The sequence below is a fragment of the Bacillus sp. PK3-037 genome (assembly GCF_054161355.1).
Genome location: NZ_CP096408.1, coordinates 1,358,782 through 1,374,642, shown reverse-complemented (window position 1 = coordinate 1,374,642; position 15,861 = coordinate 1,358,782). Strand labels below are relative to the sequence as shown.

Annotated in this window: 18 protein-coding genes, 1 tRNA gene and 1 riboswitch; of the genes, 4 read left to right on the top strand and 15 right to left on the bottom strand. The window is 44.3% G+C overall.

Going from position 1 to position 15,861, the window contains the following annotated elements; genetic code table 11:
- The first annotated feature begins 214 nt into the window (after positions 1 to 214).
- The 3 genes from M1D69_RS07045 to M1D69_RS07035 all read left to right on the top strand — a co-directional run bounded on the left by M1D69_RS07045 (position 215) and on the right by M1D69_RS07035 (position 2,175).
- On the top strand, positions 215 to 538 hold the full coding sequence (locus tag M1D69_RS07045) for a hypothetical protein (RefSeq protein ID WP_458104162.1): 324 nt from the start codon (positions 215 to 217) through the stop codon (positions 536 to 538).
- A gap of 170 nt (positions 539 to 708) precedes the next feature.
- A complete protein-coding gene (locus tag M1D69_RS07040; RefSeq protein WP_458104163.1) occupies positions 709 to 1,164 on the top strand; it encodes a GNAT family N-acetyltransferase in 456 nt (151 codons plus the stop codon).
- A gap of 186 nt (positions 1,165 to 1,350) precedes the next feature.
- Positions 1,351 to 2,175, top strand: a complete 825-nt coding sequence (locus M1D69_RS07035) for a YsnF/AvaK domain-containing protein (protein WP_458104164.1) — start codon at positions 1,351 to 1,353, stop codon at positions 2,173 to 2,175.
- A gap of 57 nt (positions 2,176 to 2,232) precedes the next feature.
- Here M1D69_RS07035 and M1D69_RS07030 read toward each other — a convergent pair.
- The 12 genes from M1D69_RS07030 to sdhC form a co-directional block, all read right to left on the bottom strand.
- Positions 2,233 to 2,306, bottom strand: a tRNA-Arg gene (locus tag M1D69_RS07030).
- 130 nt (positions 2,307 to 2,436) lie between these two features.
- Positions 2,437 to 2,946, bottom strand: coding sequence for a YfcE family phosphodiesterase (locus M1D69_RS07025; RefSeq protein ID WP_024122391.1), 510 nt, complete (start codon positions 2,944 to 2,946; stop codon positions 2,437 to 2,439).
- Between the two features lie 14 nt (positions 2,947 to 2,960).
- A complete protein-coding gene (locus tag M1D69_RS07020) occupies positions 2,961 to 3,557 on the bottom strand; it encodes an XTP/dITP diphosphatase (protein ID WP_458104165.1) in 597 nt (198 codons plus the stop codon).
- A 12-nt stretch (positions 3,558 to 3,569) separates the two neighbouring features.
- Positions 3,570 to 4,307, bottom strand: a complete 738-nt coding sequence (rph, locus tag M1D69_RS07015) for a ribonuclease PH (protein ID WP_044154054.1) — start codon at positions 4,305 to 4,307, stop codon at positions 3,570 to 3,572.
- Positions 4,308 to 4,417: 110 nt separating this feature from the next.
- Positions 4,418 to 5,518: a GerMN domain-containing protein gene (locus M1D69_RS07010; RefSeq protein ID WP_458104166.1), complete on the bottom strand. Its 1,101-nt coding sequence runs from the start codon at positions 5,516 to 5,518 to the stop codon at positions 4,418 to 4,420.
- A gap of 115 nt (positions 5,519 to 5,633) precedes the next feature.
- Positions 5,634 to 6,452, bottom strand: a complete 819-nt coding sequence (racE, locus tag M1D69_RS07005; RefSeq protein WP_101863452.1) for a glutamate racemase — start codon at positions 6,450 to 6,452, stop codon at positions 5,634 to 5,636.
- A 7-nt stretch (positions 6,453 to 6,459) separates the two neighbouring features.
- A complete protein-coding gene (locus M1D69_RS07000) occupies positions 6,460 to 6,900 on the bottom strand; it encodes a MarR family winged helix-turn-helix transcriptional regulator (RefSeq protein WP_003222521.1) in 441 nt (146 codons plus the stop codon).
- A gap of 239 nt (positions 6,901 to 7,139) precedes the next feature.
- Entirely contained in the window at positions 7,140 to 7,364 is a 225-nt protein-coding gene (gene gerE / locus M1D69_RS06995) for a spore germination transcription factor GerE (RefSeq protein WP_003184172.1), read from the bottom strand.
- Positions 7,365 to 7,479: 115 nt separating this feature from the next.
- Positions 7,480 to 7,923 (bottom strand): acyl-CoA thioesterase, encoded by a 444-nt coding sequence (locus tag M1D69_RS06990; RefSeq protein ID WP_458104167.1) that lies wholly within the window; start codon positions 7,921 to 7,923, stop codon positions 7,480 to 7,482.
- 58 nt (positions 7,924 to 7,981) lie between these two features.
- Positions 7,982 to 8,743, bottom strand: coding sequence for a succinate dehydrogenase iron-sulfur subunit (gene sdhB, locus M1D69_RS06985; protein ID WP_024122397.1), 762 nt, complete (start codon positions 8,741 to 8,743; stop codon positions 7,982 to 7,984).
- Between the two features lie 2 nt (positions 8,744 to 8,745).
- Complete coding sequence (sdhA, locus tag M1D69_RS06980) at positions 8,746 to 10,506, bottom strand: succinate dehydrogenase flavoprotein subunit (RefSeq protein WP_202663780.1); 1,761 nt, start codon at positions 10,504 to 10,506, stop codon at positions 8,746 to 8,748.
- A gap of 33 nt (positions 10,507 to 10,539) precedes the next feature.
- Positions 10,540 to 11,148 (bottom strand): succinate dehydrogenase cytochrome B558, encoded by a 609-nt coding sequence (gene sdhC / locus M1D69_RS06975; RefSeq protein WP_003237652.1) that lies wholly within the window; start codon positions 11,146 to 11,148, stop codon positions 10,540 to 10,542.
- Between the two features lie 292 nt (positions 11,149 to 11,440).
- Here sdhC and M1D69_RS06970 point away from each other — a divergent pair, with 292 nt between their 5' ends.
- Entirely contained in the window at positions 11,441 to 11,887 is a 447-nt protein-coding gene (locus M1D69_RS06970) for a YslB family protein (protein ID WP_059293467.1), read from the top strand.
- A gap of 44 nt (positions 11,888 to 11,931) precedes the next feature.
- On the opposite strand, the gene M1D69_RS06965 is transcribed toward M1D69_RS06970, so the two are convergent.
- The 3 genes from M1D69_RS06965 to trxA all read right to left on the bottom strand — a co-directional run bounded on the left by M1D69_RS06965 (position 11,932) and on the right by trxA (position 15,753).
- On the bottom strand, positions 11,932 to 13,161 hold the full coding sequence (locus M1D69_RS06965; protein WP_458104168.1) for an aspartate kinase: 1,230 nt from the start codon (positions 13,159 to 13,161) through the stop codon (positions 11,932 to 11,934).
- Between the two features lie 125 nt (positions 13,162 to 13,286).
- A riboswitch (Lysine riboswitch) is annotated at positions 13,287 to 13,466 on the bottom strand.
- A 64-nt stretch (positions 13,467 to 13,530) separates the two neighbouring features.
- Complete coding sequence (gene uvrC / locus M1D69_RS06960) at positions 13,531 to 15,303, bottom strand: excinuclease ABC subunit UvrC (RefSeq protein WP_127696676.1); 1,773 nt, start codon at positions 15,301 to 15,303, stop codon at positions 13,531 to 13,533.
- Positions 15,304 to 15,438: 135 nt separating this feature from the next.
- Positions 15,439 to 15,753 carry a thioredoxin gene (gene trxA, locus M1D69_RS06955; protein WP_003222500.1) on the bottom strand — a complete coding sequence of 105 codons (315 nt, stop codon included), beginning with the start codon at positions 15,751 to 15,753 and terminating at the stop codon, positions 15,439 to 15,441.
- Between the last annotated feature and the right edge of the window lie 108 nt (positions 15,754 to 15,861).

The window sequence follows — 15,861 nt, the reverse complement described above, 5'->3', positions numbered from 1 at the left end:
ATAAAAGTTTTTATAATTTTTTTATTAATCTATCAAGTTTACACTCGAATTTTTCAATTTCATATAAACATGTCATATAATATGACGTATTTTTGTTTCGATGAGACGTACATATGTAAGATCTTCTGGCAAAAAACAATTTCAGTTCGGATAGGCTCTTTCATTATTTTTCGTCATACACTGGTGTTATCTTGCAAAGAAAAGGTGATACGTGATGAATAAATCATTAGCAGACATCCAATTCCCCGGGGGCTTTCCAAGCTTTCCTCAGCCATTTTATCCGGCAGCTCCCAGCTTTTATCAGCAAGGCCATCAGCCATTTGGAGGCTTTGGATACGGACAGCCGTACAGCCAGGCATACAGCCCGCTAAGCACCCCCTCTGCTATGTACTCCTCATTTCCCTACGCTTCAGGATTTTACGGACAGTCATTTTCAGGTGCCGGCTATAGCAGCCATGGCGGCGGTTTCAGTATTCCCGCAACGCACGCCGGAGGATTCAGCGGAGCATCTGGAGTACACGGAGGATTTCGATATTAAAATATCATGAGGTGTCGAACATCTATGTTCGGCACTTGTTAATTTATTCATCTTTAATAAAGTTAATAGACTGTGAGGTTTCCTATCTTACTATTTGGAAGCAAAAAGGATATATTTTAAGATAAATAATAAGTCTGTTCAGAGTTACGGTTTTTGAGGAGGAATTCATTTTGCATATTAAAGTAGATGATTTGACCGGACATCAAGTGATCGAATTAGTGAGTGAGCATTTACATAGCATGACTCTCATGTCTCCGGCTGAAAGTATTCATGCCCTGGACATAGAAAGGCTGAAAAAACCTGAGATTACATTTTGGAGCGCTTGGGACCGCAATGAATTAGCCGGCTGCGGAGCACTTAAGGAACTGGACAGCCGGCATGGAGAAATTAAGTCGATGCGAACCTCTTCTTCCCACTTAAGAAATGGCGTTGCCAGCAAGGTTCTTCAGCACATTATAGTAGAAGCCAAGCGGCGCGGCTATCAGCGATTGAGTTTGGAAACGGGGTCAATGACTTCTTTCGGGCCGGCAAGAAAACTTTATGAAGGCTTCGGTTTCAAGTATTGCCAGCCGTTTGCAGACTATATGGAAGACCCGAACAGCGTGTTTATGACAAAGGAATTGTGAAATATAAAGGATAGATAAGTGCGGGACTATGTTTCTGTCTTATCTATCTTTTTTATTTCCTCCTGTCTTTCGCCTGAATGCTGTTGGCTGCACCAAGTGTTTTCTATTTTGTTTATTTTAAAACGTAACGGGAATTAAAGACGACAAGAACGATAAAATTTTATTTTTACAGAGGAGGAGATTAATATGACAAAAAGTGTAGTTGGTGTATACGAAACTCCGCAAGAGACCATTGCAGTGATTGAGGGCTTACTAACAAAGGGGTATGATTCTGACGATATTTCTGTTGTCACAAATCGCCGGGATACAGATTATCTCGAATCCCGTACAGGGACAGAAGTAAATCAAGCCCTTGAAGCAAATGATAGCGATTCTGAATCCTTTTTCGATAAACTGAAAGATTATTTCACAATGGATGATACTGGCGCGCACAGCAAAGCATTATCAGACCTGGATATCTCAAATGACGAAATAGACAAGTATCAAGAGGATCTGGATGACGGAAAGCTTCTCGTAGCCGTCGATACAGACGCAGACTTAGATGCGACTATTGATAACGGCAATGCCCTTTCAGGCGGCTTTGCCAATACAAATGAGACAGTGGATTATACAACAAAAGAAGAAAAAACCATGCCGCTTCGAGAAGAACAGCTGAAAGTGGATAAAGAAGATATCCAAACCGGAGAAGTGGAAATCGGAAAAGAAGTCAAAACAGAACAAAGAGATATGGACATTCCGGTAAGACATGATGAAATTTACGTTGAACGCCGTCCGGTGGATGAAAACACGACAGACGCTTCACCCGTAAATGACTCAGAAACGGTCAGAGTTCCTATCGTTGAGGAAAAGCTTGAAGTCACCAAAAAACCCGTTGTTACGGATGAAGTGGTTGTCGGAAAACGGACTGTCGAAGAAAACGAACATATTTCCGAAACTGTGAAAAAAGAAGAACCGCGTCTGAATAAAGAAGGAAATGTCCGCGATCTGTATGATGATACGTTAAATAAATAAAAATCATCATAAACAAAAACCTCAAATCCTTAAAGGATTTGAGGTTTTTTCTTGGTACGTCCCAGGAGAGATTCGAACTCCCGACCGACGGCTTAGAAGGCCGTTGCTCTATCCAGCTGAGCTACTGGGACACGTTTTGTTTTTTTATTTTCGCTTTAAGTATCAGCGACAAGATTTATTATATATGGGATGCAATGATAAGTCAACGGTTTTTTAGAATTTTTTTCATGAGGAAGAAAATTTTCTTCCTCATGTGATATTTCATAGGGTTACCCGGTGTTGCAAATCAATGATTTCATCGCCTGCTTGGTTATAAAAACGCACTGTTGCTGTATCATTTTCTAAAGACAGTATAGCATAGCTTTCTGTGCTGCGCACTCTTGGAAGGCGGATGCTTCCGGGATTAATCAGCAGTTTTCCGCGCAGCATTTCGCTTCCTGCGATGTGTGAATGCCCGAAGCAAATGATATCCGCTCCGAGTTCCTCTGCACGATAGTATACGTTTAGTAAGGTCTGTTTAATACCATGAAGGTGTCCGTGCGTAACCAATATTTTTTTGGAACCGGCCGTCAGCAGGAGCTCGTCCTTAAAATCGCCGATAAAATCACAATTGCCTTTTACAACGGAATAAGGCTCTAACGCCGGATGGCCGGTTTCAAGCTCAGAGTCTCCGCAATGAATCATGAGATCAACATCCGCTTCATGACGTTTCGCTATGGTTTGAAGCTCCTCTTCAAGCCCATGACTGTCACTGATAATCAGCACGTTCATATATAAGCTCCCCCTTATGCCTCCAACAGCTTCGACAGCTTTTTAAGCGCGTCAGCCCTGTGGCTGATTTTATTTTTTTCATCACTTGTCAGCTCAGCCATTGTCTTATCTTTATCTTTGACGATAAAGATCGGGTCATAGCCAAATCCGTATTCTCCTCTCGGCTCTTCGGCAATATACCCTTCAACATGACCTTCGACTGTTTTTGTTTCCTCTCCCGGAATACTTACGGCAAGCGCGCAGCGAAAACGTGCCGTACGCTGTTCTTTTTCAATGCCTCTCAGCTCGCTCAGCACTTTATCGATATTCGCCTGGTCATCTTTCTGTTCCCCTGCATATCGTGCTGAATAGACGCCGGGGCGGCCTCCTAAATTATCAACGGACAAACCCGAGTCGTCTGCAATGACCATTTTGTTCACTGCTTTCGACACCGCTTCCGCTTTTAGAATCGCATTTTCTTCAAACGTATGGCCTGTCTCTTCAATTTCATCTGTAAACCCGATTTCAGCTAATGATTTTACCTCGTACCCTTTCGGCTCAAGGATTTCTTTAAATTCCTTCACTTTTCCCGGATTGTGAGTTGCAATAATTGCTTCTTTCATGATGATCAAGCCTTTCTGTCATTATTTCAGTTCTGGAAGAGAATCGCCCAGTACTTCTTTTTGCTTGTCAATCAGTTCCTGAATGCCTTTTTCTGCAAGACCGAGAAGCCCATTCAGATCCTCACGTGAAAAGGTTGCCTCTTCCCCTGTTCCCTGAAGCTCCACAAAGCGGCCGCTGCCTGTCATGATGACATTCATATCAACTTCAGCAGCAGAATCTTCTTCATAATTTAAATCTAACAAAATTCCCTGCTCTTTATCAATTCCGACAGAGATCGCTGCCAAGTAATCAGTGAGCGGGTTTGTTTTAATCGTTCCTGCTTTGAGAAGCTTGCCAACCGCAATCGCCATGGCAAGAAATGCTCCGGTAATGGAAGCCGTTCTCGTTCCTCCGTCAGCCTGAATGACGTCACAGTCAATCCAAATCGTCCGTTCGCCCAGTTTCTCTAAATCAACGACTGCCCGAAGCGCGCGGCCGATCAAACGCTGAATTTCCATCGTTCTGCCGGAAATTTTTCCTTTGGAAGATTCTCTGATCGTTCTTTGATTTGTAGCCCGCGGCAGCATGCTGTATTCAGCTGTAATCCACCCTTTGCCTCCGCCCCGCAAAAACGGCGGTACGCGATCCTCTACAGATGCGTTGCAGATTACTTTTGTATTTCCCGCTGTTATTAGAACAGACCCTTCCGGATGGCTGATAAAGTCCAAATCAAATGTAATTGGACGCAGCTCATCATGTTGTCTTCCGTCATGTCTCATGTTTTACCTCCGATTGTATGTACATAAACCATTTTTGTCCCGGAATTGAATAAAGAAAGAGGCAGCCGGAACGCTAACCTCTTTCTTTCTAGTATATCAAAAATCCCAATTTAAAAACTACCTGTATTCACTTGAGACGGTCTGGATACCGATTCTGAAAGTTTTTCGCCTTTTTCGTTCACAAGCTCGGCTTTTCCGTTCACTTTAACGGATACGCTTTTTACATCCGGCTGCTCTGTTAACGTCAGCACAATGCTGTTGAGCACTTCTGAGGAAATCATTTTCGTCTTTTCATCGGCGCTTCCGAAAATGGATTGATTAAAATCTAATGTTACACGTCCATCTTTGATTTTCGGCTTACTGACCAGCTTCACATCTTCGCTGAAATCCGTTAACAGGCCGCTCGCCTTGCTCGGGCCCTCAGCCAGTTCATTAATAGCCGCTGTAATGTCGTCTGTTTTGGAATTGTCAATTCGTTTCGTTACCGGCACGTAATACTCACTGTCATCGGTTTCCGCCAAATAGTAGACTGTCAGCGGATGTGTAGCAGTGAGATCATTGACGCCTGCTGTTTCCAAATTAATCCCGTCCTTACGGCTTAAACCGTCCGAGATCGGCGTGCCGCCTACAGGCATTTCCTTAAGTTCGTGCCCGTTGATTCTCAGCTTCACTTTGTCTATTGAACTGAATTGAGTCAGCGTCCACGTCACCGATTGAACGATTTTCTGTTCATCTTCCTTCTTATAATTTTTAAATTCTTTTGAGAAGTCCGCTATAGCAGTGCCATCTTTTTTGATGTCTACGTTAACAGTTGTGTCAGCCGGCAAAACAGCTCTAAAGCCATTCGGCAGAATCTCTGACACAGGCCCGCCCTGCACAAGGTATTCAAGCGCCTGCTTAGCCGTTCCTTCACTTTTCGGAAGAGGCATCGTTTGCGCAACGACATAACCGTTTTTATCAATGAGATAAAGCTCCCTCATCACTGTAGAAGAGTCCTGATTCGCTTCTTCGGTATCGCTTTTTTCATTTTTTGTTTTTTCGGCTGCTGTTGTATTTGAATCGGTCCCCGCTTCATCATTTACGTATGAAACGTCTTGAGGCGGATCGATTTCCTCAGCTGTCTTATCGGATTGAAATAAACCGCACCCGGATAAAAGCAAGGCAGAGGTGAGACAAGTGGCACCAATGACTGCAGGTCCTTTTTTCAGCATACTTTTCCCTCCTAAGGCTGTTTGTACTACTATGTATACGAGCCTCTGCGGGAAATAGACCGATGAATTCCATTAAAAACAGAAAAAACCCGCAACACGCCGTTGCGGGGCAAAACTATCTTCTAATTGGTTCTCGCAAAGAGATGCATTCTACGTGACCTACTTCATGGCCAAACCAGTCATCTGCTATTTTCGCAAACTGATCCCGTTCTCCTGTAGTCAGGAATTGATGATCTGGGGTAAACGGAGATTGATTCAGCAGCCCTTTATACGATAGAATCGTACTCACTTCCCGGGCTGTTTCATCACCTGACGAAATAATATTCACATGCTCTCCCATATATCTTTGAATCGCGTCTTTTAAAATAGGATAATGGGTGCAACCTAAAATCAGCGAGTCAATCGATGTATCTTTTAACGGAGATAATGATGTTTTAACAATCTCGTCTGCTGTTTTGTCCAGAAACTTTCCGCTTTCCACAAACGGCACAAGCAGCGGACAGGCAAGATTTTCGACCTTCAGTTCGGCATTTAATGCCAGAAGGGCTTCTTCATAAGCATTGCTCTTAATGGTGTTTTCTGTGCCGATGACACCGATATGCTGATTTTCCGTCACTTTTATCGCGGCCCGAGCACCAGGCTGGATCACCCCGACCACCGGAATATCAACGTCGCGCTGGATGTCTTCCAGTGCAATTGCTGTCGCGGTGTTGCAGGCGATCACCAGCATCTTAATGTGGTGGTTTTTCAGCAGATAATGTGTCAGCTCCCGCGTGTATTGAAGCACTTCTTCTTCAGGACGCGGCCCGTACGGACACCGTTTTGTATCCCCTACGTAGATTATATTTTCTTTTGGTAGCTGTCTCATGATTTCCTTTGCAACGGTTAACCCGCCAACCCCGGAATCAATGACTCCTATTGGTTGTTCCAACAAAATCGCCTCATTTTCTCTTCATTTCATGCTGCAGTTTCATCAATGATTTTTCGAAGATGGCTATTTCTTCATCTGTAAACGTTTCGAACATATCACGCAGGTATTCCTGCCTTTTTGTAATGACTTCTTGGATAATGCGTTCACCTTCAGGCAGAAGGTGTATCCTGACGACACGTCTGTCCGCTGGGTCCTTTACCCGCTCGACAAGCTCATTTTTTTGCATACGGTCGATGAGATCCGTCGTCGTGCTGCATGCCAGATACATTTTCCCCGATAGTTCGCCGATTGTCATGTCTCCTAGTTCATAAAGCCATTGCAGACCCACAAATTGCGGCGGCGTGATCGCGTATTGGTTTAGGATTTCTCTTCCTTTTTGTTTAATGATCGCGGCGATGTGGCGGAGCGACTTTTCAATGTCCGCAACATGCTCCAAAGGTTTTGATGTCATTTGTCCATCCCTCACTCAAGGATCTCTTACGCACAAAAGCGTTCCGTGTCTATTTTCCTTCTTTTTTAAAGAAAATGCAAGACTCGCGGGACGAGAAATAGAGGGACATTAGGCAAATGAAAGCAAATTGAAAATCTCGTTTTATATCGTATCATCCTGGTTTAATATAGGAATCCGGAACTTTTCAAACAAACAGCAATAACCGGCTCCCTCCTGAAAAGAAGGAATACCGGCAAGGATTAAAGCTCTAGCTCACCCATTCTAAGAAGCTCAACAACGGCTTGCGAACGCCCTTTCACACCTAATTTCTGCATGGCATTTGAAATATGGTTTCGAACGGTTTTCTCACTGATAAATAGCTCGCTTGCAATCTCCTTTGTTGTCTTATCTTGAACGAGCAATTCGAACACTTCTCTTTCTCTTTTCGTTAGCAGCGGCTTCGATTGAAATTCTTTCTCCTTCAAGTATTGTAACCCTCCTTGCTAAGGTGAGAGCGAATCTGAAACGAATGGGTTTTGATATAGTCAAGATATCATATGTCAGGAGGGCACAGGAGGTGACGTTTACAGAAGAATTAGTTTATGGTGTATGGAGAAGGTTTTCTTTCTCCTCATTCGTCCAGCTGACAGCCTTTCCGCTTTCCTTTGACACTTGAACCATGACAACAGCTCCGGTGAAGCAAGGCTCCCCTGCGCTATTTTCTCCGAGGTAATGCAAGGTGAGGGATGAACTGCCGACAGCGCTTGTTTTTACATAAATACGCAGGTCTTCATAGGGCATGACTTGGCGCAAATAATCACATTGCTGACTGGCGACGACTGTCATGGTTTGCTTATGTTGTTTCATCATATTCAGATTTTTAAAATAAGATATCCTCGCTTCTTCAAAATAGATGAAAGGGATTACATTATTCATATGCCCAAACATATCTGTCTCAGAAAATCGTACAGATACTTCATTAAAAAAAGAAAAGGATTCTTTCCATTTTTGAAACGGCATGTCAATGTAAGCAGGAAGCTTCATTTCACTCATCTCCTTATTGTTAAAAAAACCTCTCCCATGCGGAAGAGGTTTTTTCATCTTATACTCTGTCGCTTCCGAAGAAATTGCGGAATGCTTGTAAGTTTGTATCCCTGTTTAAGGCAGCGATAGAAGTGGTAAGCGGAATGCCTTTCGGACAGGATTGAACGCAGTTTTGCGAGTTGCCGCAATCTGCAAGGCCTCCTTCATCCATCAGCGCTTCCAGCCGGTCGGATTTGTTCATGGCTCCTGTCGGATGGGCGTTAAACAGACGGACCTGAGACATCGGAGCAGGCCCCATGAATTTCGATTTGCTGTTTACATTCGGGCAGGCTTCCAGGCAGACACCGCACGTCATGCATTTTGATAATTCATATGCCCACTGGCGGCGTTTTTCCGGCATTCTCGGTCCCGGTCCTAAATCGTACGTGCCGTCGATCGGTATCCACGCTTTTACTTTTTTCAGAGAATTAAACATTCTGCTGCGGTCAACCTGCAGATCACGCACGACCGGGAATGTTTTCATCGGTTTTAAGCGGATCGGCTGTTCAAGCTGGTCAACAAGCGCCGTACAAGACTGGCGGGGCTTTCCGTTTATAACCATTGAACATGCGCCGCATACTTCTTCAAGACAGTTCATATCCCATGTGACAGGAGTTGTCTTTTCACCTTTCACGTTAACCGGATTCCGGCGGATTTCCATTAAAGCGGAAATGACGTTCAGGTTCGGGCGGTATGGTATTTCAAATTCTTCATCGTAAGGCGTGCTGTCGGGTGTATCTTGACGTGTGATAATAAATCGTATGGTCTTTTTCTCACTCATGATTATTTCGCCACCTTCTTCTTCGAGTAATCCCGTTTCCGAGGCGTTATCAGTGATACGTCGACATCCTGATACTCAAACTCAGGCGCTTCATACGGGCTTACATGTTTAGCCATTGTTGTTTTGAGCCATTCATCGTCATTACGCTCAGGGAAATCCGGTTTATAGTGGGCGCCCCTGCTTTCATTACGGTTGTAAGCACCCAGTGTAATCACCCTGGCAAGCTGAAGCATGTTTGAAAGCTGGCGTGTAAACATAGCTCCCTGGTTGCTCCATTTTGTCGTGTCATTGATGTTAATCTTTTTATACCGCTCCATTAACTCCTGAATTTTGTCATCTGTTTTCAACAGCTTGTCGTTATGGCGGACAACCGTCACATTCGCTGTCATCCATTCCCCGAGCTCTCTATGGAGGACGTACGCATTTTCGTTTCCGTCCATATTCATAATCTCAGCCCATTTTTCTTCTTCTTTTTTCACGTGGGCATCGAATATCGATGAAGACATATCCTCTGCGGAAGATTCTAAGCCGTTTACATATTTCACAGCATTCGGTCCGGCTACCATTCCTCCGTAAATCGCAGAGAGCAGGGAGTTTGCTCCCAAGCGGTTGCCGCCGTGCATGGAGTAATCACATTCTCCAGCGGCAAACAGTCCCGGGATATTTGTCATTTGATCGTAATCTACCCATAAACCGCCCATTGAATAATGAACCGCAGGGAAGATTTTCATCGGAAGTTTGCGCGGGTCGTCTCCCATAAACTTCTCATAAATTTCAATGATGCCGCCAAGCTTAATATCAAGCTCTTTTGGATCTTTATGAGACAGATCGAGATACACCATGTTCTCGCCGTTGATGCCGAGTTTCTGATTCACACACACATCAAATATTTCGCGTGTCGCAATATCACGCGGCACCAGGTTTCCATATGCAGGATATTTTTCCTCAAGGAAATACCACGGCTTACCGTCTTTGTATGTCCACACACGTCCGCCTTCACCGCGCGCCGATTCACTCATCAGCCTTAATTTATCATCTCCCGGTATAGCTGTCGGGTGGATTTGAATAAATTCTCCATTTGCATAATACGCTCCCTGCTGATAAACGATCGATGCAGCAGACCCTGTATTAATCATGGAGTTTGTGGATTTACCGAAAATGATTCCCGGTCCGCCTGTCGCCATAATGACAGCGTCCGAACGGAAGGATTCAATTTGCATGTTTGTCAGGTTTTGCGCGACAATTCCGCGGCAGGTTCTGTCATCATCTAATATAGCGCCAAGGAATTCCCAGCCTTCGTATTTTGTGACCAGACCGGCCACCTCGTATCTGCGGACTTGCTCGTCCAAAGCGTAAAGCAGCTGCTGGCCAGTCGTCGCACCTGCATAAGCTGTTCTGTGGTGCTGTGTACCCCCAAATCGGCGGAAATCAAGCAGCCCCTCGGGCGTCCGGTTAAACATGACGCCCATCCGGTCTAATAGGTGGATGATTGATGGCGCCGCTTCACACATCGCCTTAACCGGCGGCTGATTGGCAAGAAAGTCTCCCCCGTATACAGTATCGTCAAAATGTTCCCACGGAGAGTCGCCTTCCCCTTTTGTATTGACTGCTCCGTTGATGCCGCCTTGGGCACAAACCGAATGAGAACGTTTCACAGGAACGATGGAAAACAGCTTAACCGCCATTCCTGATTCCGCTGCTTTAATTGTCGCCATGAGGCCGGCAAGACCCCCGCCGACTACGATAATGCTTGATTGACTCATGATAGCCCCTCTCCCTCTAGTAATCTAGTACTCTTATACAAATGCAAAAATCGCTTTTAAGCCTACGTATGACAGTGCAACAAAAATAATCAGCGTAACGTATGTCGAAATTCTTTGAGAACGAGGCGTTACCGTGATGCCCCATGTAACAGCGAAAGACCATAAACCGTTCGAGAAGTGGAAAATTGTTGATAAAACACCGACAATGTAAAAGCCAAGCATAGCCGGAGAGCTCAAAATATTCGCCATCATGTCGAAATTGACCTCAGCGCCCATTTGTGCTGCAATGCGGGTTTCCCACACATGCCAGCTGACGAAAATGAGGGTGATGATACCGGTTACACGCTGCAGGACGAATAGCCAGTTTCTCATGTAGCTGTATTGGCCTGCGTTATTTTTCGCAGTAAACGCTATGTACACACCATAAACTGCATGATAAATTAAAGGTAAGAAGATAATAAAGATTTCCAGAGCATACCTGAAAGGCAGACTATCCATAAAATGAGCAGCATTATTGAATGCTTCCGCGCCCCTTGCGGCAAACTGGTTGACGACTAAATGCTGAATTAAAAAGATGCCGACCGGTATGACGCCAAGCAAGGAATGCAATCTTCGAAAATAAAACTCTCTGTTCCCAGACATTACTTTACCCCCTGTTTGATAAGTGCGAAATGTGCTAAATCTCTTCCCCCACTTCTTTCAATTGTAAGCACTTTATTAAGATTTATTGACAATTTCATTTTACTCCTACCACAAAAGGGCGTCAAGAAAACGCGTACATAAATTCTAATTTTCCGAATTGATTAGTTGATTCAAAAATTTTATTTTATCAATATATAATTCTTTCTTAATTTTTCATGAGAAATACAGGATCATTCTGTAATCCTCCCCCCTGTTTGAGCTATAATATACGCAGGAGAGAGGGGAGACAGATATGAAGTCTAAATATGAAGCATCTATACACAATTTAAAAGAAATTGAAATGAACGCCTACGCCTATGAACTGATACGAGAGATTGTTCTCCCAGACATGCTTGGCCAAGATTACTCTTCCATGATGTATTGGGCAGGGAAACATCTCGCCCGTAAGTTTCCTCTTGAATCATGGGAGGAATTTCCGGCTTTCTTTGAAGAAGCAGGCTGGGGAACCCTCACAAACGTTAGCGCAAAAAAACAGGAACTGGAATTCGAGCTTGAAGGGCAGGTTATTTCCAATCGGCTTAAATATCAGAAAGAACCGTGCTTTCAGCTGGAAGCTGGCTTCATCGCCGAACAAATTCAATTGATGAATGATCAGATTGCCGAATCATACGAACAAGTAAAAAAGAGAGCCGATAAAGTGGTTCTGACTGTCAAATGGGATATGAAAGACCCGGTGTAATGAAAAAGGCGGTGACTGCATGAGTCCCGCCTTTTTGGTTGTCTTTACACAGCTGAAGGGTGTTTCGAAAGCTCGAATGCATCGTGCAGTGCTTCCACCGCTTTTACCATGTCATTTTCGCTCACTACTGTTGAAACTTTGATTTCAGAGGTGCTGACCATTTTGATTAATATGTTTTTTTCCGCCAGTACAGCAAACATTTCAGCCGCTACACCAGGGTTTGATACCATGCCTGATCCGACAATGGATACTTTGGCCAATTTGCTTTCTGTCTCGATTTTTTCGAATTCCAGCGCATCTTTGTACTCTTCAAGTACGGCAACAGCCTGGTCCGCGTCTTCGGATTTAACAGAGAAGGAAATCCCGGTCTCATGGTCTCCCGCCTGCGTTTGGATAATGATATCCACGTTAATGTTTCTTTTTGCAAGAGTTGTAAAAATAGTAGACAAAGTGGTCAGGCCGCTTGTCAGCCCGTAGATGGTTACCCTTGTGATTTGATCTTCGAACGCGATGCCTCTGACGATAAGATTCTGCTCCATGGATGATTCCTCCTCAATTAATGTTCCCGCTTCTGTTTCTGTACTTGAACGCACTTCTAACGGCACTTGGTAATTTTTCGCGAATTCAACCGCTCTCGGATGAAGAACGCCGGCGCCTAAATTGGCAAGCTCCAGCATTTCATCGTAAGAGATGCCGGCAAGCTTTCTCGCTGATTTCACGTAGCGCGGATCGGTTGTAAACACGCCGGGCACGTCCGTATAAATATCACATTTATCCGCTTTTAATGCGGCAGCCAAAGCCACTGCTGTTGTGTCTGAACCGCCTCTGCCCAATGTCGTGATTTCACTGTCGTCTGTCATGCCTTGGAATCCTGCGACAATGACAATCTTTCCTTGCTCGAGCTGGTCTCCTAAAACCGAAGTGTCGATATCTGTAATTCTGGCGTTTCCGTGAACGGCTTCCGTGCGGATTCCCGCTTGCCAGCCAGTATAAGACACAGCGTCATAGCCTTTTTCCTGCAGCGCCATGGAAAGCAAGGAAATGGTGACCTGCTCGCCTGTTGCCAACAGCATATCCATTTCACGTTTGCTCGGCTGATCAGTGATGTCTTTTGCAAGGCTGACCAATGCGTCAGTGGATTTCCCCATAGCTGATACGACAACAACGACTTGATGGCCTTTCTGTTTTTCCGCAATGACGCGGTTTGCTGCATTTTGAATTTTTTCGACTGAGCCGACGGAAGTACCTCCGAATTTTTGTACAATGAGACCCATGTATAACCACCCTTTACATTTTGGTTCGTGCGGGTGAGGAGAAAGAGTGCTTTGTCCACAATAAAAAAAGCAATGAGAGGAATTGCTCTCATTGCTTATCAATTAATCATCACGATGATTATGAACAACGAGATAGCCCTCCAAGAAAATGATTTCTTGACAGCCTTACATTTATTCAATGCACGGCCAGCAAATAATACCGATGGGGTTTTATTTACTTCGGCGACGCTCCCCTTTCAGCCCTTTTCTCAGAATCCATCTTTCTCCAAAGGCTTACTCTTGAAGTTCGCACCTCTATCTTCACCATATTACACGATCTAATTATGAAATTAGTTCACATTTTATCAGAACTTTTTCAAAAGGACAACATTATTTTTGCAATTTATCATAAAGCAGCTGTGCCGCCGCTGCGGGTACACCCGCTTTTTTGATGTCCTCGAGGCTTGCTTCCTTCATTTTTTTGACGGAACCGAAATGCTTTAACAGCATTTTCTTTCTTTTTTCTCCGATTCCGGGTATATCGTCTAGCACAGACTGGAACGCGCTTTTCCCGCGGATTTGCCTGTGGAAGCTGATCGCAAACCGGTGCACCTCATCCTGAATGCGCTGAAGCAGGTAAAATTCCTGGCTGTTTCGTTCAAGATAAACCGTCTCCAGCGGATCGCCGATTAATAAATTGGAGGTTCTGTGTTTATCATCCTTCGCCAAGCCGGCGATCGGGATATCCAAGCCCAGTTCGTTTTCGATGACGTCACGGGCCGCATTGATCTGGCCTTTCCCTCCGTCTATAATGATCAGATCAGGCAGCGGCAGGTTTTCACGAAGCACTCTCGTATATCTTCGTCTGACAACCTCCCTCATTGAGCCATAATCATCAGGCCCTGTGACAGTTTTGATTTTGTATTTGCGGTATTCCTTTTTGTATGGTTTGCCGTCGATGAACACAATCATCGCCGAAACCGGGTTTGTCCCTTGTATATTCGAGTTATCGAACGCTTCGATTCTGTGCGGGGTATAAATATTTAAGGCGTCTCCGAGTTTCTGTACAGCACCGATTGAACGCTCCTCGTCACGTTCGATTAAAGAGAATTTTTCTTTAAGCGCGATTTTTGCGTTTTTATGTGCCAGCATAAGCAATTCTTTCTTCGACCCTTTTTTCGGCTGATGGACGTTTGTTTCCAACAGCTGCTCAATCATCGATTGATCGACGCTGTCCGGCACTAAAATCTCCTTCGGCAGAAAATGGTTGTTTTTTGAATAAAACTGCCCGATGAAGGTAAGGAACTCTTCATCTGCTTCCTGATAAAGCGGAAACATACTGACGTCACGTTCGATGAGCTTTCCTTGCCGTACGAAAAAGACCTGTACGCACATCCAGCCTTTATCATAAGCGTAAGCGAATACGTCACGGTCGACTAAGTCGTTCATCGTCATTTTTTGTTTTTCCATCGTTGATTCGATATGGGCAATTTGGTCACGAAGCTCCTTTGCTCGTTCAAATTCAAGGTTTTCAGCCGCCTCAAGCATTTTCTCTTCAAGCTCTTTTTTAACGTCGTTATAGCCGCCCTTTAAGAAACGGGTAATGCTCTCAACCAGCTCTCTGTTTGTCTCTTCAGAAATGTCCTTTACACACGGAGCAAGACATTGTCCGAGGTGATAATAAAGACACACTCTGTCGGGAAGCTTTGAGCATTTTCTGAGAGGATAGAGACGGTCGAGCAGCTTTTTCGTCTCCCTTGCGGCCTGCACATTCGGATAGGGTCCGAAATAGCGCCCTTTGTCTTTTTTGACATTGCGGGTGACAATCAGCCTTGGGTGGCGTTCATGGGTGAGTTTTATAAAAGGATAGGTTTTATCGTCTTTCAGCATGACGTTATATTTCGGATCATGCTTTTTGATCAAGTTCATTTCTAAAATTAGCGCTTCAAGATTGGAGGACGTCACGATATATTCAAAATCCTCGATTTCCGTCACAAGCCTCTGTGTTTTTGCGTCATGAGACCCGGTAAAGTAGGAGCGCACTCTGTTTTTCAGCACTTTTGCTTTTCCTACGTAGATCACTGTCTGCTGACGGTCCTTCATTAAATAACACCCGGGCTGATCGGGAAGGAGGGCGAGTTTTTCTTTCAGTTGTTTGTTCATATGTTACCCTTCCTTATATTTAGTCCTTTGTTTCCAGTTTAACACGAACAGGTGTTTTTCTCCATGATTCACGATTGGCGAATAAAAAAAGCGATCCCTCAATTGGAATCGCTCTGGCATGTAAGCAGCCGAAAATTAAAGATGTTTGTTTACAAGCTCTTGAAGCGCTTCTTTCGGTTTGAAGCCTACAGATGTTTCAACAACTTCTCCATCTTTTAAAACAAGAAGTGTCGGGATGCTCATAACGCCGTATTTTCCTGCTGTTTCTTGGTTCTCATCTACATCGATTTTTACGATTTTCAGTTTGTCGCCCATTTCTTGATCCAATTCTTCAAGAACAGGTGCAATCATTTTACAAGGTCCGCACCAAGGAGCCCAGAAATCAGCCAGTACGACGCCTTCGCTTGTTTCAGCTGAGAAAGATTGATCAGTTGCTTTTACGATAGCCATTATTGAATTCCTCCAATTGTGAAATGATGATTTTTAGTATAGCATCTCCCATTCGTTCACGCTATTTAAATGCTTATAAATTATTTTTTCCTGATCACAATCGGTTTA

What these genes read in the sequence shown, in the direction of transcription:
- M1D69_RS07045 (WP_458104162.1), top strand. Translation starts at nt 215, where the DNA reads ATGAATAAATCATTAGCAGACATCCAATTCCCCGGGGGCTTTCCAAGC.
- M1D69_RS07035 (WP_458104164.1), top strand. Translation starts at nt 1,351, where the DNA reads ATGACAAAAAGTGTAGTTGGTGTATACGAAACTCCGCAAGAGACCATT.
- M1D69_RS07025 (WP_024122391.1), bottom strand. Translation starts at nt 2,946, where the DNA reads ATGAACGTGCTGATTATCAGTGACAGTCATGGGCTTGAAGAGGAGCTT.
- rph (WP_044154054.1), bottom strand. Translation starts at nt 4,307, where the DNA reads ATGAGACATGACGGAAGACAACATGATGAGCTGCGTCCAATTACATTT.
- M1D69_RS07010 (WP_458104166.1), bottom strand. Translation starts at nt 5,518, where the DNA reads ATGCTGAAAAAAGGACCTGCAGTCATTGGTGCCACTTGTCTCACCTCT.
- M1D69_RS07000 (WP_003222521.1), bottom strand. Translation starts at nt 6,900, where the DNA reads ATGACATCAAAACCTTTGGAGCATGTTGCGGACATTGAAAAGTCGCTC.
- M1D69_RS06990 (WP_458104167.1), bottom strand. Translation starts at nt 7,923, where the DNA reads ATGAAGCTTCCTGCTTACATTGACATGCCGTTTCAAAAATGGAAAGAA.
- sdhB (WP_024122397.1), bottom strand. Translation starts at nt 8,743, where the DNA reads ATGAGTGAGAAAAAGACCATACGATTTATTATCACACGTCAAGATACA.
- sdhA (WP_202663780.1), bottom strand. Translation starts at nt 10,506, where the DNA reads ATGAGTCAATCAAGCATTATCGTAGTCGGCGGGGGTCTTGCCGGCCTC.
- sdhC (WP_003237652.1), bottom strand. Translation starts at nt 11,148, where the DNA reads ATGTCTGGGAACAGAGAGTTTTATTTTCGAAGATTGCATTCCTTGCTT.
- M1D69_RS06970 (WP_059293467.1), top strand. Translation starts at nt 11,441, where the DNA reads ATGAAGTCTAAATATGAAGCATCTATACACAATTTAAAAGAAATTGAA.
- M1D69_RS06965 (WP_458104168.1), bottom strand. Translation starts at nt 13,161, where the DNA reads ATGGGTCTCATTGTACAAAAATTCGGAGGTACTTCCGTCGGCTCAGTC.
- uvrC (WP_127696676.1), bottom strand. Translation starts at nt 15,303, where the DNA reads ATGAACAAACAACTGAAAGAAAAACTCGCCCTCCTTCCCGATCAGCCC.
- trxA (WP_003222500.1), bottom strand. Translation starts at nt 15,753, where the DNA reads ATGGCTATCGTAAAAGCAACTGATCAATCTTTCTCAGCTGAAACAAGC.